The organism is Paraburkholderia sp. BR10872, from assembly GCF_040965835.1.
Lineage (GTDB): Bacteria > Pseudomonadota > Gammaproteobacteria > Burkholderiales > Burkholderiaceae > Paraburkholderia > Paraburkholderia nodosa_A.
The window spans coordinates 128,981-144,230 of the sequence record NZ_JBFRCN010000014.1; the positions used below are offsets into that span (position 1 = coordinate 128,981).

The 15,250-nt window shown below is 65.3% G+C and carries 15 protein-coding genes and 1 pseudogene; 7 read left to right on the top strand and 9 right to left on the bottom strand.

The window, feature by feature from the left end; genetic code table 11:
• Positions 1–107: 107 nt before the first annotated feature.
• Positions 108–1,463 (top strand): APC family permease, encoded by a 1,356-nt coding sequence (locus tag AB4Y43_RS14075; RefSeq protein ID WP_368728037.1) that lies wholly within the window; start codon positions 108–110, stop codon positions 1,461–1,463.
• 131 nt (positions 1,464–1,594) lie between these two features.
• Here the strand turns inward: AB4Y43_RS14075 and AB4Y43_RS14080 are convergent, their stop codons facing one another.
• Positions 1,595–1,894: an FCD domain-containing protein gene (locus AB4Y43_RS14080; protein ID WP_368728047.1), complete on the bottom strand. Its 300-nt coding sequence runs from the start codon at positions 1,892–1,894 to the stop codon at positions 1,595–1,597.
• 11 nt (positions 1,895–1,905) lie between these two features.
• Here AB4Y43_RS14080 and AB4Y43_RS14085 point away from each other — a divergent pair.
• Positions 1,906–2,049, top strand: a pseudogene (locus AB4Y43_RS14085) (branched-chain amino acid ABC transporter substrate-binding protein); the annotation flags it as partial.
• Positions 2,050–2,434: 385 nt separating this feature from the next.
• Positions 2,435–3,517, top strand: a complete 1,083-nt coding sequence (locus AB4Y43_RS14090; protein ID WP_368728038.1) for a DUF2242 domain-containing protein — start codon at positions 2,435–2,437, stop codon at positions 3,515–3,517.
• Positions 3,518–3,590: 73 nt separating this feature from the next.
• On the opposite strand, the gene AB4Y43_RS14095 is transcribed toward AB4Y43_RS14090, so the two are convergent.
• Positions 3,591–4,217 carry a LysE family translocator gene (locus AB4Y43_RS14095; RefSeq protein WP_368682482.1) on the bottom strand — a complete coding sequence of 209 codons (627 nt, stop codon included), beginning with the start codon at positions 4,215–4,217 and terminating at the stop codon, positions 3,591–3,593.
• Between the two features lie 404 nt (positions 4,218–4,621).
• Here AB4Y43_RS14095 and AB4Y43_RS14100 point away from each other — a divergent pair, with 404 nt between their 5' ends.
• The gene (locus tag AB4Y43_RS14100) at positions 4,622–5,104 is read left to right on the top strand and encodes an Lrp/AsnC family transcriptional regulator (RefSeq protein ID WP_028202732.1); all 483 of its coding nucleotides are present in this window, start codon (positions 4,622–4,624) and stop codon (positions 5,102–5,104) included.
• A 39-nt stretch (positions 5,105–5,143) separates the two neighbouring features.
• Here the strand turns inward: AB4Y43_RS14100 and AB4Y43_RS14105 are convergent, their stop codons facing one another.
• The 6 genes from AB4Y43_RS14105 to AB4Y43_RS14130 form a co-directional block, all read right to left on the bottom strand.
• Positions 5,144–5,806: an OmpA family protein gene (locus AB4Y43_RS14105; RefSeq protein ID WP_069261613.1), complete on the bottom strand. Its 663-nt coding sequence runs from the start codon at positions 5,804–5,806 to the stop codon at positions 5,144–5,146.
• Between the two features lie 6 nt (positions 5,807–5,812).
• Entirely contained in the window at positions 5,813–6,616 is an 804-nt protein-coding gene (locus tag AB4Y43_RS14110) for a flagellar motor protein (protein ID WP_368728039.1), read from the bottom strand.
• 14 nt (positions 6,617–6,630) lie between these two features.
• Complete coding sequence (locus AB4Y43_RS14115) at positions 6,631–7,857, bottom strand: Crp/Fnr family transcriptional regulator (protein WP_342946806.1); 1,227 nt, start codon at positions 7,855–7,857, stop codon at positions 6,631–6,633.
• Between the two features lie 317 nt (positions 7,858–8,174).
• A complete protein-coding gene (locus tag AB4Y43_RS14120; RefSeq protein WP_069261610.1) occupies positions 8,175–8,405 on the bottom strand; it encodes a DUF2783 domain-containing protein in 231 nt (76 codons plus the stop codon).
• Between the two features lie 18 nt (positions 8,406–8,423).
• On the bottom strand, positions 8,424–10,136 hold the full coding sequence (locus AB4Y43_RS14125) for an FAD-dependent oxidoreductase (protein ID WP_069261609.1): 1,713 nt from the start codon (positions 10,134–10,136) through the stop codon (positions 8,424–8,426).
• Between the two features lie 37 nt (positions 10,137–10,173).
• The gene (locus AB4Y43_RS14130) at positions 10,174–11,133 is read right to left on the bottom strand and encodes an MBL fold metallo-hydrolase (protein ID WP_069261608.1); all 960 of its coding nucleotides are present in this window, start codon (positions 11,131–11,133) and stop codon (positions 10,174–10,176) included.
• Positions 11,134–11,407: 274 nt separating this feature from the next.
• Here AB4Y43_RS14130 and AB4Y43_RS14135 point away from each other — a divergent pair, with 274 nt between their 5' ends.
• The 3 genes from AB4Y43_RS14135 to AB4Y43_RS14145 are packed head-to-tail and all read left to right on the top strand — an operon-like array spanning position 11,408 to position 14,647.
• Positions 11,408–12,280, top strand: coding sequence for an IclR family transcriptional regulator (locus AB4Y43_RS14135; protein WP_368728040.1), 873 nt, complete (start codon positions 11,408–11,410; stop codon positions 12,278–12,280).
• Between the two features lie 26 nt (positions 12,281–12,306).
• Positions 12,307–13,146: an IclR family transcriptional regulator gene (locus AB4Y43_RS14140; protein WP_368728048.1), complete on the top strand. Its 840-nt coding sequence runs from the start codon at positions 12,307–12,309 to the stop codon at positions 13,144–13,146.
• Positions 13,147–13,195: 49 nt separating this feature from the next.
• On the top strand, positions 13,196–14,647 hold the full coding sequence (locus tag AB4Y43_RS14145; RefSeq protein WP_368728041.1) for a cytochrome P450: 1,452 nt from the start codon (positions 13,196–13,198) through the stop codon (positions 14,645–14,647).
• An 11-nt stretch (positions 14,648–14,658) separates the two neighbouring features.
• Here AB4Y43_RS14145 and AB4Y43_RS14150 read toward each other — a convergent pair.
• Positions 14,659–15,250, bottom strand: a 592-nt coding sequence (locus AB4Y43_RS14150) for a MurR/RpiR family transcriptional regulator (RefSeq protein WP_368728042.1), incomplete at its 5' end; no start/stop codon positions are given.

Here is a 15,250-nt window from a genome sequence, read left to right on the forward strand (position 1 = left end):
TACCCGGTAACAAGCCCGGCAACCAGCGATCCGGCAAGCCGCCCTGCGCGGCTCGCCAGGCTCGCCCATGCCTGCCAGAACCGCAGCACCCAGGAGACAACTGCATCATGAAGCCTGCCTCGCCGTCGCATGAACGCGGCACTCAAGAACCTCACCTGAAGCGCACGCTCGGCCTGCCGTCCGTGCTCCTGTTCGGCCTCGCCTATATGGCGCCGCTGATCGTCTACGGCACCTACGGCGTGCTCGCAGGCGCGAGCCAGGACACCGCCGCCCTCGCGTATCTCATCGCGCTAGTCGCAATCGTCTTCACGGCGCTCAGCTACGGCAAGCTCGCGCGTCTTTTCCCGGTGGCGGGTTCGGCCTACACGTACACGCGCAAGAGCTTCAATTCGCACCTGGGCTTCATGATCGGCTGGGCCACACTGCTCGATTACTTCTTCCTGCCGATGGTGATCTGGCTGATCGGCGCGGCGTATCTTGGCGCCGCGTTCCCGAGCGTGCCCACGTGGATCTGGATCGTCGCGTTCATCGTGCTCACGAGTGTGCTGAACGTCATCGGCATCGAACTCGCCGCGCGTTTCAACATCGTGCTGATGATCGTGCAGCTCGGCATCGCAGCAATGTTCGTTATCCTGTGTTTGCACTACGCCTCCGCGGCCGCAGGCCCGGGCGGGCTCATCACGGCGCAGCCGTTCTTCCAGCCGCACGTGCCGCTCTCGGCCACGATGGCGGGCGCTGCGATCGCCGCGTATTCGTACCTCGGCTTCGACGCCGTTTCCACGCTCACCGAAGAAACCATCGAGCCCGAAAAGACCATCCCGCGCGCCATCGTGCTGATCGCGCTGGTGGGCGGCGCGATCTTCGTGATCGCCGCGTACACGCTGCAGCTCGCGCACCCGGGCGCCGTGTTCAAGGACCCCGATTCGGCCGCGTTCGAAATCGCTCGCAAAGTGGGCGGCGATATCTTCGTGACGATTTTCCTCGCGGGCCTGATCCTCGCGCAGTTCGCCTCGGGCATCTCGGCGCAGGCCAGCGTGGGGCGTCTGCTCTATGCGATGGGCCGCGATGAAGTGCTGCCGAAGTCGATCTTCGGCTACATCCACCCGCGCTTTCGCACGCCTGCGATCAACATCGCGATTGCCGGTATCGTCGGTTTGATCGCGCTGAAGCTCGACGTGGCCACGTCCACTTCGTTCATCAACTTCGGCGCGTTCCTCGCGTTCACTTCGGTGAATCTGTGCGTGATCCGCCAGTACTTCAGCGGCGCGGCGGGCACGCGTGGCTTTGGGTTGCTCGGCGGTCTGGTGTTCCCGCTGATCGGCGCCGTGACCGACATCTGGCTGCTGTGCAGCCTCGAAAAGACCGCCATCGTGCTCGGCGTGATCTGGTTCGTGCTCGGCCTCGTGTACCTCGGCTGGATCACGCGGTGCTTCCGCCAGGCGCCGCCCGAAATGGCGGTGTAAGCGCAACGCTTCACACGCAAGTCTGCTTCAAGAAAAACGGCGAGCGTCCTTATGGGCGCTCGCCGTTTTTCCATTCTGCGCAGCGAGAAGAAACGCTTAGCTATCCAGACCAGCCAGCCGCGCCGCGGCCATCACCTCGCGCCTGGTGTCGAGAATATGCCGCTCGATGAGCGCCACCACTTCATCCACGTCGCGCCGTTTGCAGGCATCGACGATCGCGTAGTGATCGCTTGCACCTCGTTCTTCTCCGTATCGAGCGACATGCGCAGGTGCGGATATCGATTCGTCGTGCTCAGGCAGTACTCCTCGATCATCTTGCGCAGCCGCGCGTTATTCGCGGGCGCGCACAGCGCGAGATGGAACTGGCGGTTGCATTCGGCCCACTCCGCGGGCGACGAAGCGGCGTCGTACGCCGCGAGAATGCGTTTCATCACGTCGATGTCTGCTCAAGACGACGAACATGAAGGGCGTGACCACGAACGAGCCGGCCTACGACCAGTACGGCGACCTCAAATACGGCGGCGTGACGGTCTACAAGGTCGTGAACGGCAAGTGGCAGCCGCTCACGACGGTCGGCACGAAGTAAGTCGACGAAGTGAACCGATGAAGTGAGCCCCCACTCACGCCGCGTTGCGGGTGCGGCGCCAGGTGTGGCTCGGACGATTTAGCGCATCGCGCACAGAACAGCCGGCGGTACCCGGGCTGCGGCGCACGCCAGCGGGTTCTCTTCTCCGCTCGCTGTCCCGGGCGCCGGCTCGATACGGGCTTTCGCATTGGGCGGAAGCCCGTTTTTTTGTCATGTGGGATGTAAGCTTCGAGACGCCTTCGTCTGGCTTTCGAAATGCCTCGAAAAAACGAGCGTTCGGTCGTGCGCAGCGGAACCGAACTACAATGCATGCCGTCCGATGCAATGCCGCATTGCTGCCCTGTTTGCCCCGAATATGTCCCGTTTTTTAAAAGTTTTCCCTCGTTTGCCCGTCCCGCTTCGCAGCGCCGCTCTCGCCGTCATCACGGTGACGCTGGCTGCTGCGCTCGGCGCGTGCTCCTCGCCCAAGCCCAAGTTCCAGGAAGATCAGCTGCTGAGCACCGCGCCCAGCCAGTTCTCGCGCAGCTTCAACTACGCGAGCACTGACGCCTGCGAATCGTCGCGCCGCGCACTGCTGAGCCAGGGCTACATGACGACGATGACGCGCGACGACACCGTCGACGCCACGAAGAACTTCCAGCCGACGTTGGATCAGCACATCGTCGTGGAGGTGCACGTGGTCTGCACGCCGGGCGACGCGAGCAATACGAGCATGGTGTACGTGAACGCCGTGCAGAACGGCTACGCGCTCAAGAAGAGCGATACGTCGGCGAGCGTGGGGCTCTCGATTCTGGGGTCGGTTTCGCTGCCGATTCGCTCGAACAGCGACGAGATGGTCAAGATTTCGAGCGAGACGATCCAGTCGGGCCCGTTTTACTCGCGCTTCTTCGATCTGGTGGGGCGCTATTTGAGCGCTTCGGCGCGCAGCGAGCCTGTGCCGGGCGGCGGCGCGATCAAGATTTCGCCGTTGCCGCCGCCCATTGAGCCGGTAACGGCAAGCGCCGCGCCCGCCGCGACTACGGTCGGGTCGGCTGCGCCAGCCGCCGCTGCGGCGGCTGCGGCGACGGGCGCGGCGGTATTGCACAGCAACGCGCTGCCGGCCGCGCCGGTTGTGACAGCGCCACCGGCTGCGCCCGCGCCAACGTCGGCGCCTGCCACGGCGGCGCCTGCGCCTGCCGCTTCTGCGCCGGGTGCATCCGCACCGGTCGACCACGGCGCCGCAACCGCGGCGGCGATCATGGGTGTGCCGGCGCCGGTTGCGGCAAACCCGCAATCTGCGGCGCTCGCGACGAGTGTGACCACTCACAATGCCGCGACGCCCGTGGCGGCGTCAGCTAGCGTAGCAACGGCACAAACGCTCGCCTCGGCCTCGACGACCTCCGGCCCCCAGAGCGTGCCAGCGGAATCGGCAACACGCTCAGCGGCCATGCCGACCGCAGCGCCGGCCGCATCGACCACCTCGCCTTAAGCATCGCCGCGCGCCAAACCCGCGTCACGCCAGCCGGTTCGCGCGCCCGCGCGAGCCATCCGCCGCCTGCCGCTCAGCGCAAGCCGGCCATCATCGCGCCCATACCCACGAGCAGGCTGCCCATCAGGCGATTCACGGCGCGCATGCGCCTCGGCCGCTGCAGCACGTGGCGCAGCCGGTGCGAAAAGAGCGCCATCGAAGCCACGCCGCCCGCAAACAGCAGCGCGAACGTCGCCGCCAGCAGCAAATATTGACGATTGGCGCTCCAGGGCGCATCGGCGCTCATGAACTGCGGGAAAAACGACGGGAAGAATAGCAAGGTCTTCGGGTTGAGCCCGGAAGTCGCGAAACCGCGCCAGAACAAATCGCGACGGCTCGCGCCATCGGCTTCGGCAGGGGCATCCGTGCCCGTCAAGGAGCGGCTGCGCCACTGCTTGCCGCCCAGCCAGACAAGGTAGGCCGCGCCCAGCCATCGCAAGACCGTAAGTGAATGCTCACTAATGAGCAGCAGCGAATTGAGGCACAGCGCCGTCAGCGCGAGCTGGAGGAGCACCGCGAACGTGCCGCCCCAGACGCAGGGCAGCGCGTGACGCCAGCCGGCACGGAGCGCCTGGCTCATGGTGAGCACGTTGACGGGACCGGGCGTGTAGACAAGGACGAGCGCGGCGGCGAGAAAAGAGAGATACAGCTGGATCGACATTGCGGGGCGTGCTGGCGAAGACGGATGACGAACGGCGCTCGGGGTCGCCGGGGTTATTAAAAACGGGTATCGAAAACGGGCAACAAAAAACCGCGCGAAAGCGCGGTTTTCAAATGCCATCTGCCTGACCGGACATTGCTGGCAGCGCGGTGAACGCACGCAACGCCCGGTAGCCGCCGCAGAATGCAACGGAAACGGCCCTGACGGACCGCCGCGGCTCGTGGCTGCGACGGCGCTTCCCACTGCGGGGAGGTGGCCGCGTGGGTCGTGCCAGGCAAGAAGGCATGCGGAAAATATACCGGGGAATAGCGTGTATAGGCTTCCCGTTTTCAGGCAGAATTGGCCAATTGACGGAATCTTCTTCCGTTAAAATTGCCACAACCTGAACAAGATTCTTTTTCGCCATGAGCCCTCGTGAACGCCCGCCCAAAGCGCTCGACAACCAGGACCGCAAGATCCTCAGCGCCCTGCAAAAGAACGCCCGACTTTCGAACGCCGAACTGGCCGAGCAAGTGGGCATGTCCACCACCGCGTGCTGGAACCGCACGCGCCAGCTCGAAGCCGATGGCTATATCGACGGCTATGTCGCGCTCGTGAACCAGCAAAAGCTGGGCTACGCCGACATCGTGATTCTGGAAGTGACGCTCGACCGTCACGAAGACGACGCACTCGCGCGCTTCGGCGCAGAACTCGCGGCGCTGCCCGAAGTGCTGGAGGCCTATCTCGTCTCCGGCGAGTACGACTACTGGATCAAGGTGGCGGTCGATGGCACCGCCGGTTACGAACGCTTCCTGCGCGAGAAGCTCTATCGCATCTCGAGCATTCGCCACAGCCGGTCGATGTTCGCCTTGCGCTGCATGAAGGACGTGCCGTCCATGCAAGTGTGACGCGCGTTTGCTTTGGCGATCACGCGTAGGGCATGAGCTTCAGCGCTGCACGATCAGCGTCACGCGCCGGTTCAGCGCGCGGCTCGCGGGGTCGTTGCCTGCCACGAGCGGGAAGTTGTCGGCGCGGCCAATCGCGGCGAGCCGGTGAGGTTCGATGCCGCGCTCGACCAGATAGCGCACCACCGCGCCCGCACGCGCCGATGAGAGTTCCCAGTTCGACGCGAATTTTGCGTTCGAGATCGGCGTGCTGTCGGTGTGCCCTTCCACGAGGATGTTGCCCGCCGGCGCCGCGCGCAACACCTCGGCGATACGGCCCAGCACGCCAAGCGATTCGGGCAGCAGCGTGGCATCGCCCGCGTTGAACAGGATCTTCGCGTTGATGCCGATCTCCACGCCGCGCGCCGCCGGCACGATCGTGATTTCGCCGCGCTGGCGCAGCGTTTCGAGCGCGGCGAGCAATGCCTGATCGACGGCAGGCATTTTCACGGCCGCTGCCGCCGTGCTCGTCGATTGCGCTGCCGATCGTATTTCGGATTCCTTATGCTTCGCCAGCTGCATCGCGTAGAGCGCGAGGAACAGCACCATCAGCGTCGTGATCAGGTCCGCGTAGGAAATGAGCCAGCGGCCGGAACTCGATTCGCCGCCCTCGTCCTCGTCGTGATCGAACTGTGCCGTGAGCGGCAAGTCTTTATCGGAAAGCATGGGCGGTCAGCTCGCGTGCGTGGTGTCCAGCGCCCATACGTTCGCTTCGCCCTGCAAACCGCCGCTCTTGCCGCCCACCTCGCCAGCGAGACGCGTGGCGATCGTGTGCGGCGACTCCTTGCGCGAAATGGCGAGCAGCCCGTCGAGATAGAGCTTGCGCAAGCGCAGTTCGCTTTCGATATGCGCGCGCATCTTGCCATACAGCGGCAGAAAAACGAGGTTCGCGAAAGCAAGTCCGTACAGCGTGGCGATGAAGGCCACGGCAATGCCGGGCCCGAGTTCGGCAGGCTCGATCAGATGCCCCGTGACCTGAATGAGGCCGAGCACCGAGCCGAGAATGCCAAACGTGGGCGCATAGCCGCCCGCCTGCTGCCACACGCGCGCCGCCGCCATGTGCTTGCGCCCGGAGGCTTCGAGTTCGCGCTGGAGCGCATCTTCGAGCACGGCGGTCGAAACGCCGCTCGCAAGCAGTTCGAGCCCGCGCCGCGCGTACGGATGAATGCCCTGCAGGTCCATCGACTCGAATGCGAGCAGTCCGTTGAGCTTGGCCTGATCGCCCCACTCCAGCACGGCGGCGAGGCTCGCTTCATCGACGCGCGGCGCTTTCACGAACGCCATGCGCAAATGCTTGATGGCGTCGAAGAAGCGCGCCCACGTGTTCTGGATCATCACGGCGCCGAGCGTGCCGCCCAGCACGATGGCCAGCGCCTCGGGCTGGAGCAGCGTGACGAAATGGCCGCCTTCGAGCGAGAAGCCCGCGACCACAGCGAGCGCGCCAATGGCGATACCGATCAGGGTAAGCAGATCCATGCGTGTCTCCCAACTCAGCGATCTGCCTGGCGTCCGCCAGGCGACTTGAGTGCACGCACCGCTTCAAGCAGGCGCTGCTCGATATCTTCGACTTCCACGGGATCGATCTTGATGTCGCGGCGCATGACCCACGACACTTCATTCTTGCGTGCGTCCGCCATTACCGAGAGCAGGCGCTCGGATACGGCCTGATCTTCGATCGAGGCGAGCAGTTTCGCGAGATCGTAGGTATCGAGTGCGCTCACGGCTTCGAACAGCGTGCGTTGATCGACGAACAACAGATCGTCGAGCGACTTGAGTTCGCCCGAGCCTCGCCCCGTGCGCTTCGAGAAATACGCCACGCCCTTTTGCTCGACGAAGTTCAGCACCTTCGACTTGCGGAACGCGAAGACCTCATCGGCGATTTCGGCGTGCGAGAGCTTGTTGAGAATGACCTTGCGCTCCACGCCGATCAGCGCTTCGAGATCGCCCAGCTCGATCAGTTCGAGTTCGCTGTTGATCGACACATCGAGATCGCTGTCTGCGACCTGCGTCGCGCGCTCCACGATGCGTACGGGGTCGAACGTCACCACCTGGCGGCCCAACGCGCCTTCTGCCGCTGCCGCATTGTTGGCGAGATGCGTGGCCTGCCCGCTTTGCATCGCGACGAGATTGAGCTTCTCCATGCGCCGGAGCATGGCCATCACATGCGGACGAGAATGGCCGGCCACGGCACGGCATTTCTGCACGACGTCGGCGAGCGGCACGCTCACTTCGGCACCACTCGCGCCCTGTCGCGACCAGGTATCGCCGCCTTCGGCGCGATCGCTCGCCCCTGCAATCAGCGCGAGCACATGCGCGTACGACAGTACGCCCGGCATGAAGTCCGCATGGGTGTAGGTGGCGAGCAGATCGTCCTTCGCCTTGACGCGCCGCGTGAGCGTGCGCACCACATGGCGCAGCATCGGCGTGACGCGTTCGAGTTCCTCTTCGATGAGGTTCGCCGGTACGACGGTCAGCTGGCAAAAGCTCAGCGCCTTCGCCGTGTTCGGCCGCGGTTCCGCACCGAGCAGCGCAGTCTCGCCGAAAAATTCGCCGCGTCCGAGCGTGGCCATGACGACTTTCTTGTCGTCGCAGCGGGTGGAGATTTCGACCTTGCCGTCGGCGATCACGAAGATCAACCGTTCGCCTGCAAAGCCTTCCGAATAAATGACCTCGCCCGGCGCCGCCGTACGCGACCATGTTTGACTGCTGCGATTCAAGTTGTATCCCCGGAAAACGATTCCATCGCCCGCATTTGTCTGACTATCTTATGCGTTTGCGAAGTGAGTGCTATGTGTCGCGTTTACGGCGTTTCCCAAGGCGTTCTTGAATCAGCTTGCATAGATGGCACGCGTGGAAAGCATGCCGAAAGTCGGTGACGCGAGCCAGTGCGCCGAGGTGTCATGCGCGCTTTGCAAACGCAAACGATTGCTTGCGCGAGAAGTGCCGCAAATGGGCGATGAATTAGGTGGGGCAAATGAATGCGGCCAGTTCGCACTGGCCGCATGTGTTAACGCTATCGGTCTCTTTCAGGCTTTCACGCCGCAAGTTTTCCCGTGTCGCCGTTGCTCGCCGGCGCGCTCACGCCTGCGCGCGCGAAGCGAAGCGCTTGCATCAGCGTTTCGTGCTCGCCGATGTGGTTCGCGAGCAGCAGGATCAGCTGCGCATTGACAGATTGACTCTGCGCCTCGTCGAGATCGCGATGCATGTCGATCAGCGCTTCATAAAAGTCGTCCGGTCTTGCCAGATTCGGTTGGGTGTTCAGCATGGTTGCCTCCTCGTTCCTCTATGCCGTGCCTTGCACGCACAGCGCCCGCTTGAGCGCGCTCTGCACGCGCGCCGCATCGGCGCGCCGCCAGCGCGCGCTCACGTGCTGGTCCGGACGAATCAGATAGAACGCGCCGTCCTGCGCGCCGTAGCGCTGCGCCGCCAGCCCGTGCACGTCGCGCAGCACCGCGGTCGATGCAGGCAGACCCGCGGGCACAGCCGCGTTGCCTTCGAGCATCACCACGAACTTGAGCGGCACCGCGGAACGCGAGAGCGCCTGCAGCGTGTCGAGCGTCGCGGTATCGAAGGCCGAGCCCGCGCGGCTGAACACGAGGCCCGCGAACTGGTCGCCCAGATGCGCGAGCAGCCAGCTTTCGCCGCCCGCTGCGTTTTGCACCGGCGCGTCTACGCACGAAGCGCCTGGCTCCATCTGGCCGTCGAACGTCTCTTCGTCGGGCGTGTTCAAGGTCGATTCGCGCAACACCGCCGGCACGGAAAGCCGGCCGCTGTTCACGAGTTGCCGCGCAAACGCATGCTCGCGGGCGAGCGTGAGCACGGCGTCGCGGAACACGCGGCTCACCGCGCTCTTGGGCGTGATGAAGTCGGTCGAGCGCGTGGAGTTGCGGATGTTTTCGTCGGCTGCATATTCGCGCTCGCTCGCGTAGGTGTCGAGCAGCGCGTCGGGCGCGTGGTTCTCCAGCACCATCGCGAGCTTCCATGCGAGGTTCTCGCCGTCCTGGAAGCCGCTATTCGCACCGCGCGCGCCGAACGGCGAAACCAGATGCGCCGAGTCGCCCGCGAACAGCACGTTGCCCTGGCGGAAGCTGTCCATGCGCAGACACGAGAACGTGTAGATGCTCACCCACTCCAGCTCGAACTTCACGTCGGGCCCGAGCAGCGCGCGCACGCGCGGAATCACGCGCTCGGGCGTTTTTTCGAGCACCGGGTCGGCGTCCCAGCCGAGCTGGAAGTCGATGCGCCAGACGTTGTCGGGCTGGCGATGCAGCAGCACCGACTGGTTCGGATGGAACGGCGGATCGAACCAGAACCAGCGTTCGGTGGGGAAGTCCGCTTCCATCTTCACGTCGGCGATCAGGAAACGGTCCTTGAAGGTGCGGCCGTGGCTGTCGAGACCAAGGAGCTTGCGCAGCGGGCTGCGCGAGCCGTCGGCGGCCACGACGTAGCGCGCGAGCAGCGTGTATGGGCCGTCGGGCGTTTCGATTTCGAGCGCGACGTGCGCATCCGCGGCACCCGGCGTGCCATGCTGCGCGACGCCCGTCACCTTGTTTTTCCAGCGGATTTCGAGGTTCGGCAACGCCTGCGCACGTTCGAGCAGGTAGCCTTCCACATAGTACTGCTGAAGATTCACGAAAGCCGGCCGATGATGGCCGCTTTCGGGCAGCAAGTTGAACGTGTAGACGAGTTCGTCCTTGCGGAACACCTTGCCGACGTTCCAGCTCACGCCCTTTTCGACCATGCGGTCGCCGCAGCCGAGGCGGTCGAAGATATCGAGCGAGCGCTTGGAAAAGCAGATGGCGCGCGAGCCCGTGGAAAGCGTGCAGTCGTCGTCGACGAGCACCACCGGTACACCTTGCCGCGCGAGGTCGATGGCCGTCGCGAGACCCACTGGCCCCGCGCCGACCACCACGACCGGACGCACGCACACGGCGGCGTCCGGAGTTTGTTCGCTGCATCGCGCGTAGTCGAAGGTCAGCGTCTGATAGTCGATCATTCTTGTCTCCTGCCACGTATTCCAGACGTTTGTCGCTTCAGTCCTGCAGCGCGTCCCACATCTCCTTGTCGCGCTGCGCCGTCCAGATGCGCGGATGCGTAATGCCGCTCGCCTCGTCATATGCGCGCGTCACATCGAACGGCAGGCAATGCTCGTAGATGAACACGTGGCCGAACTTCGGGTCCATTGCCTCGCGCGTGAGCGACATCGCACCCTTCAGGTCGAGCTTCTGCGCCACGGCGGCGCGGCCTTGCGCGAGCAGCGTAGTCACGAAGTCCTTCGTGTAATCGAGACCCTTGTTGACTTCCGCAGGATTGAGCAGCGCGGGGCCGCGGCCCGGCACGAGCTTTTCAGCGCCAAGCGAGCGCAGCGCTTCCAGCGTGGCGGGCCACTCGGCGAGTTGAGCGTCGCCGCAATAGCACGCAGCGTCGTATTCGACGAGGTCGCCCGAGAACAGCACCTTCTGCTGCGGCAGCCATACGACCGTGTCGCCCTTCGTGTGACCCGAGCCGAGGTGCGCGATCTTCACTTCGAGCTTGCCGAGGAACAGCGTGATTTCCTTCTCGAACACGAGCGTGGGCCATGTGAGGCCCGGCACCGTTTCGACGCCTGCGAACAGGCGCGGGAAGCGCTCGATTTCCGACTTCATGTCGGCTTCGCCGCGCTCGACGATCATTTCATACGTGCCGCGGCTCGCGATGATCTGCTGCGCGCCTTCCTTGAAGTACGCCGAAGCGCCCAGGACGCGCACCGCGTGATAGTGCGAGAGCACGACGTATTTGATGGGCTTGTCGGTGACGGTGCGAATCTTCGCGATGAGGTCCTGCGCCATGGCGGGCGTGGCCGTGGTGTCGACGATCAGCACGCCGTCGTCGCCGATGATGACGCCCGAGTTGGGGTCGCCTTCCGTGGTGTACGCGTATGCGTTTTCCGAGAGCTGCGTGAAGGTGACCTTCTTTTCTTCGAGGTCGGCCTGGGATGCGAACGCCTTTGCCATGTTGAGTCTCCGTATCGAGGGGCTCTTGAAGCCGGGGCGGGGCGAAGCGCGCCCGGGCCGGGCGCGTTGGGCGCCAGCCCGGGTTGTCTCGCCCCGTTTGAAATTGAATTGGACCGCTGTTGTGCCGGGGTGAGGCCATCATGGTCTTCCCGCTTTTATTTGTCAATAGCGAATTACATCGCTATATGCTAATTTCCGACCAAAGCACGCTGCAGCCCGTACGCCTGCCGCCGTTCAGTTAACATGGACCCTTTTTCAGCCAGAGAAAAGCGCAATGAGACGTCGCAATGAAAGCGCTGCGTCCGCGCCGGAAAGCAGCGCGACGGCCGCCCGCACGCAGCGCGGCATCCAGAGCGTGGAAGTAGGCGGACGCCTGCTGCGCGCCCTCGCCGACGCGCGCGCGCCGCTTGGCGCCACCGAACTCGCGGCGAGCGGCGACATTCCGTCGAGCCAGGCGCATGCCTATCTCGTGAGCCTGACGCGCCTCGGGCTCATCAAGCGCGACGCGCTTTCGGGGCGCTATGAACCCGGCCCGCTCGCGCTGCGCCTCGGCCTGCTGCATCTGGCGCAGCAACCGGCGCTGCGCGAGGCCGTGCCGCGCGCCGCCGCGCTCGCGCAGGCGCTCAACTGCAGCGTCGCGCTATGCATTGCCGGGCCGCAAGGGCCGACTATCGTGCGCTACGAGCATGCGAGCCTGCCGCTGCACGTGAACCTGCACGTAGGCACGGTGATGTCGCTGCGGGCCACGGCTACGGGCCGCATGTTCTGCGCGTTCCTCGCGCCCGAGGCGCTCGAAGCCGCATGGGCCACGCAAACCGCGCAGCCGGTGTGGCGCGGCACCAGCCACGTGGCCAGTGCCGCCGGCGCGCCCCCGGAAAGCACGCCGGATGCCGCCTTCCTCGCCTCGCTCGACGCCATCCGTGCACGCGGCTACGAACCCGCCATCGACGCGCCCAGCCCCGGCGTCAGCAGCGTGTGCGTGCCCGTGCTCGGCCCTGGACAAGAACTGAGCCTCACCCTCACCGCTATCGGCGCGACCGGCGTGATCGACGTGCGCACGAACGGCGCGGTCGTGCGCGCGCTGCGCGACGCCGCTGCCGAAATCACCGCCGCCGCTTTTTCATCGACACCGACATGCCCCGAGTAAGCTCCAGGCCTGCGCGCGACGACGCAATGCAAGCCGCCGGCGAAGACGCCGCAACCGGCATGGCAGCCGAAGCCGCCGACAAACCGCAACGCGGCATCCAGTCACTCGATGTCACGGGCGAGCTTCTCGCCGCGCTCGTCGCGGCGGGCACGCCCTTGCCGCTGCGCGACCTCGCCGCCGCCGCAGGGATGGCGCCCGCCAAGGCTTTCCCGCACCTCGTGAGCCTGCAGAAGATCGGCCTGCTCGCGCGCGACGCGGCTGGCCGCTACGAAGCGGGACCGCTCAGTCTCGAACTTGGCCTGATCGGCCTTGCGCGTCTTTCGCCGGTTCGCGAAGCCGATGCCGAGCTGGTGGGCCTCGCCGCCGCCACCGCGATGAGCGTCGCGCTCGCGGTGCCGGGGCCGCTCGGCCCGACCGTCGTGCGCCTCGAAGAATCGGCGCTGCCGCTGCACGTGAGCCTGCGCCCCGGCACGGTGATGTCGCTCGTGAACACGTCGATCGGTCGCGTGTTCGCCGCGTGGATCGACGACGATGTGCGCGCAGCCTTCCTCGCCCAGGACGAACTGCGGCTCGCTGGCGCGAAGCCGCGCGAAGGCGCCACGTCCGCCTACCTCGCGCGGCTCGCCGCGATTCGCGCCGAGGGCGTGGACACGGCGCTCGACAAACCCATTCCCGGCATCAGCACCGTGACCGCGCCCGTGTTCGACCACACCGGCAGCGTGTGCCTCGTGCTCGCGGTGATGGGCCCTTCGGGCAGCCTCGACATCGCACGCGAAGGCACGGCAACGCAACTGCTGATCGCCGCCGCGGAACGCCTCTCGCGGCGCTTCGGTTACATGGAAGGCGCGGCGGCCGCGCCGCTATGAGCGCCTTTCGCACGCGATATAAAAACGACCACATGATGAGAACCACCCCATGAGCACGGCATCCACCGGACAAGCATTGCGCCAGATCGCCGACCTGCCCTGCCCGCGCGGCCTGCCGCTCGTCGGCAATCTGCTGCAGCTTTCGCCACCGCGTCTGCATTTGATCCTCGAGCAATGGGCCGCCGAACTCGGCGCGCCCTACCGCTTCCAGGTGGGCGGCATCCCCATCACGATCTGGACCGATACCGAGCTGATCCAGCAGATCATGCGCGAGCGTCCGCATCGCTTCCGCCGCTATCAGCCCATCGAAGCGGTGTTCGAGGAGATGGGCTTCAACGGCCTTTTCTCGGCAGAAGGCGTTGCGTGGGAACCGCAGCGCAAGCTCGTGATGCAGGCGCTCTCGATACCCAACATCAAGGCGTTCTACCCCACGCTGGCCGATATCACGCAGCGTCTTCACACCCGCTGGCAACGCGCGGCCGAGCGCGGCGAAACCGTCGAGATGACCGACGACCTCAAGCGCTACACCGTGGACGTAACGAGCGCGCTCGCGTTCGGCGAAGATCCGCGCACGCTCGAGCGCGATCACGGCGTGATTCAGGAGCACCTGGAGCGCATCCTGCCGGGCGTGATGAGGCGCACCAACGCGCTCTTTCCGTACTGGCGATATGTCAAACTGCCGGCGGACCGCAAGCTCGAGCGCTCGCTCGAGGAAGTGCACCGCTACGTCAACGCGATGATGGCGCGCGCCCGCGAGCGCATGCGCGACGAGCCGTCGGAAACGCCGCGCAATCTGCTCGAAGCGATGCTCTCGCAACAGCAGGCGCCGGGCGGTGAGACGACCATCAGCGACGCGCAGATCCACGCAAACGTGCTCACGCTCCTGATCGCGGGCGAAGACACGACCGCCGACTCTATCGCGTGGACGCTGCCCTACCTCGCCACGGATCCGGCCTTGCAGCGGCATCTCGGCGACGAAGCCTCACGCGTGCTCGGCAATTCGACGGTCTGTCCCGACTACGCCACGTTGAAGGACCTCGATATTTTCGAGGCGATCTGTATCGAAGCCACGCGTCTGCGTCCGGTGGCGTCGGTGCATTCGTTCGAGCCGCTCGAAGATGTCGTGGTGGACAACGTGGCGTTGCCCAAGGGCACGCGCATGTTCTTCGTCGCGCGTCCCGCCATGCTCGACGCGAAGCATTTCGCCGATCCGCTGCGCTACGATCCGTGGCGCTGGATGAAGCGCGGCGAACGCGAAGCCGACGACGGAAAAGCCCATGACGTGCGCGCGTATCTGCAGTTCGGCGCCGGGCCGCGCGTGTGCCCTGGCCGCCATCTCGCGACGGTGGAAATGCGCCTCGCGCTCTCGATGCTGATGAAGTCGTTCACGATCGAACTGGCGATCGATCCCGCAAAGATTCAGGAAGTGCAGGCGTTTACGATGGTGCCGGATACGATGCCGGTGAAGCTCAAGCCGCGCGAAGGCGCTGCGGCTGCGTAAGCTTCAACGCGTCAACGCCCGTCTTCGGGTGTGCCAACCGTGGAGGCATCGTCGGGCGCGCCATCGCTGCGCGCCTGGGCGTCGCGCATCTTGGCAAGCGCCTTGGGCCCGAGCCCGAGCGACACGCCTAGCGCGAGCGCATCGAGCACCGCGAGATGCGCGATGCGCACCACGGCGGGCGCGTGTGCATCGCTCGCGGCGGGCACGCGCAGCAAGAGTGGAATATCGACCACCCACGCGAGACGCGAACCCGCACTCGTGAGCGCGATGGTCGTCGCGCCGCGCTCCTTGGCGATCTGAATGCTCTCGTTCACTTCCACGCTGCGCCCCGACTGGGAGATCGCGAACGCCACGTCGCCAGGTTCGAGCAGCGCCGCGTAAAGGCGCTGCAGATGCGCATCCGTGAACGCGCTCGCGGCAATGTCGAGCCGTAGCAAGCGTAGCGCCGCGTCTTGCGCAACGAGCCCAGAACCCGCGCCCACGCCGAAAAAGTACACGCGACGCGCGCTGGAGAGCGCCGCGACGGCAGCCTCGAACACCGCCGTATCGAGTGAAGCGCGCGCGTGGGTCACGCCCTGCACGACCGACTCCGTCACCTTGTCG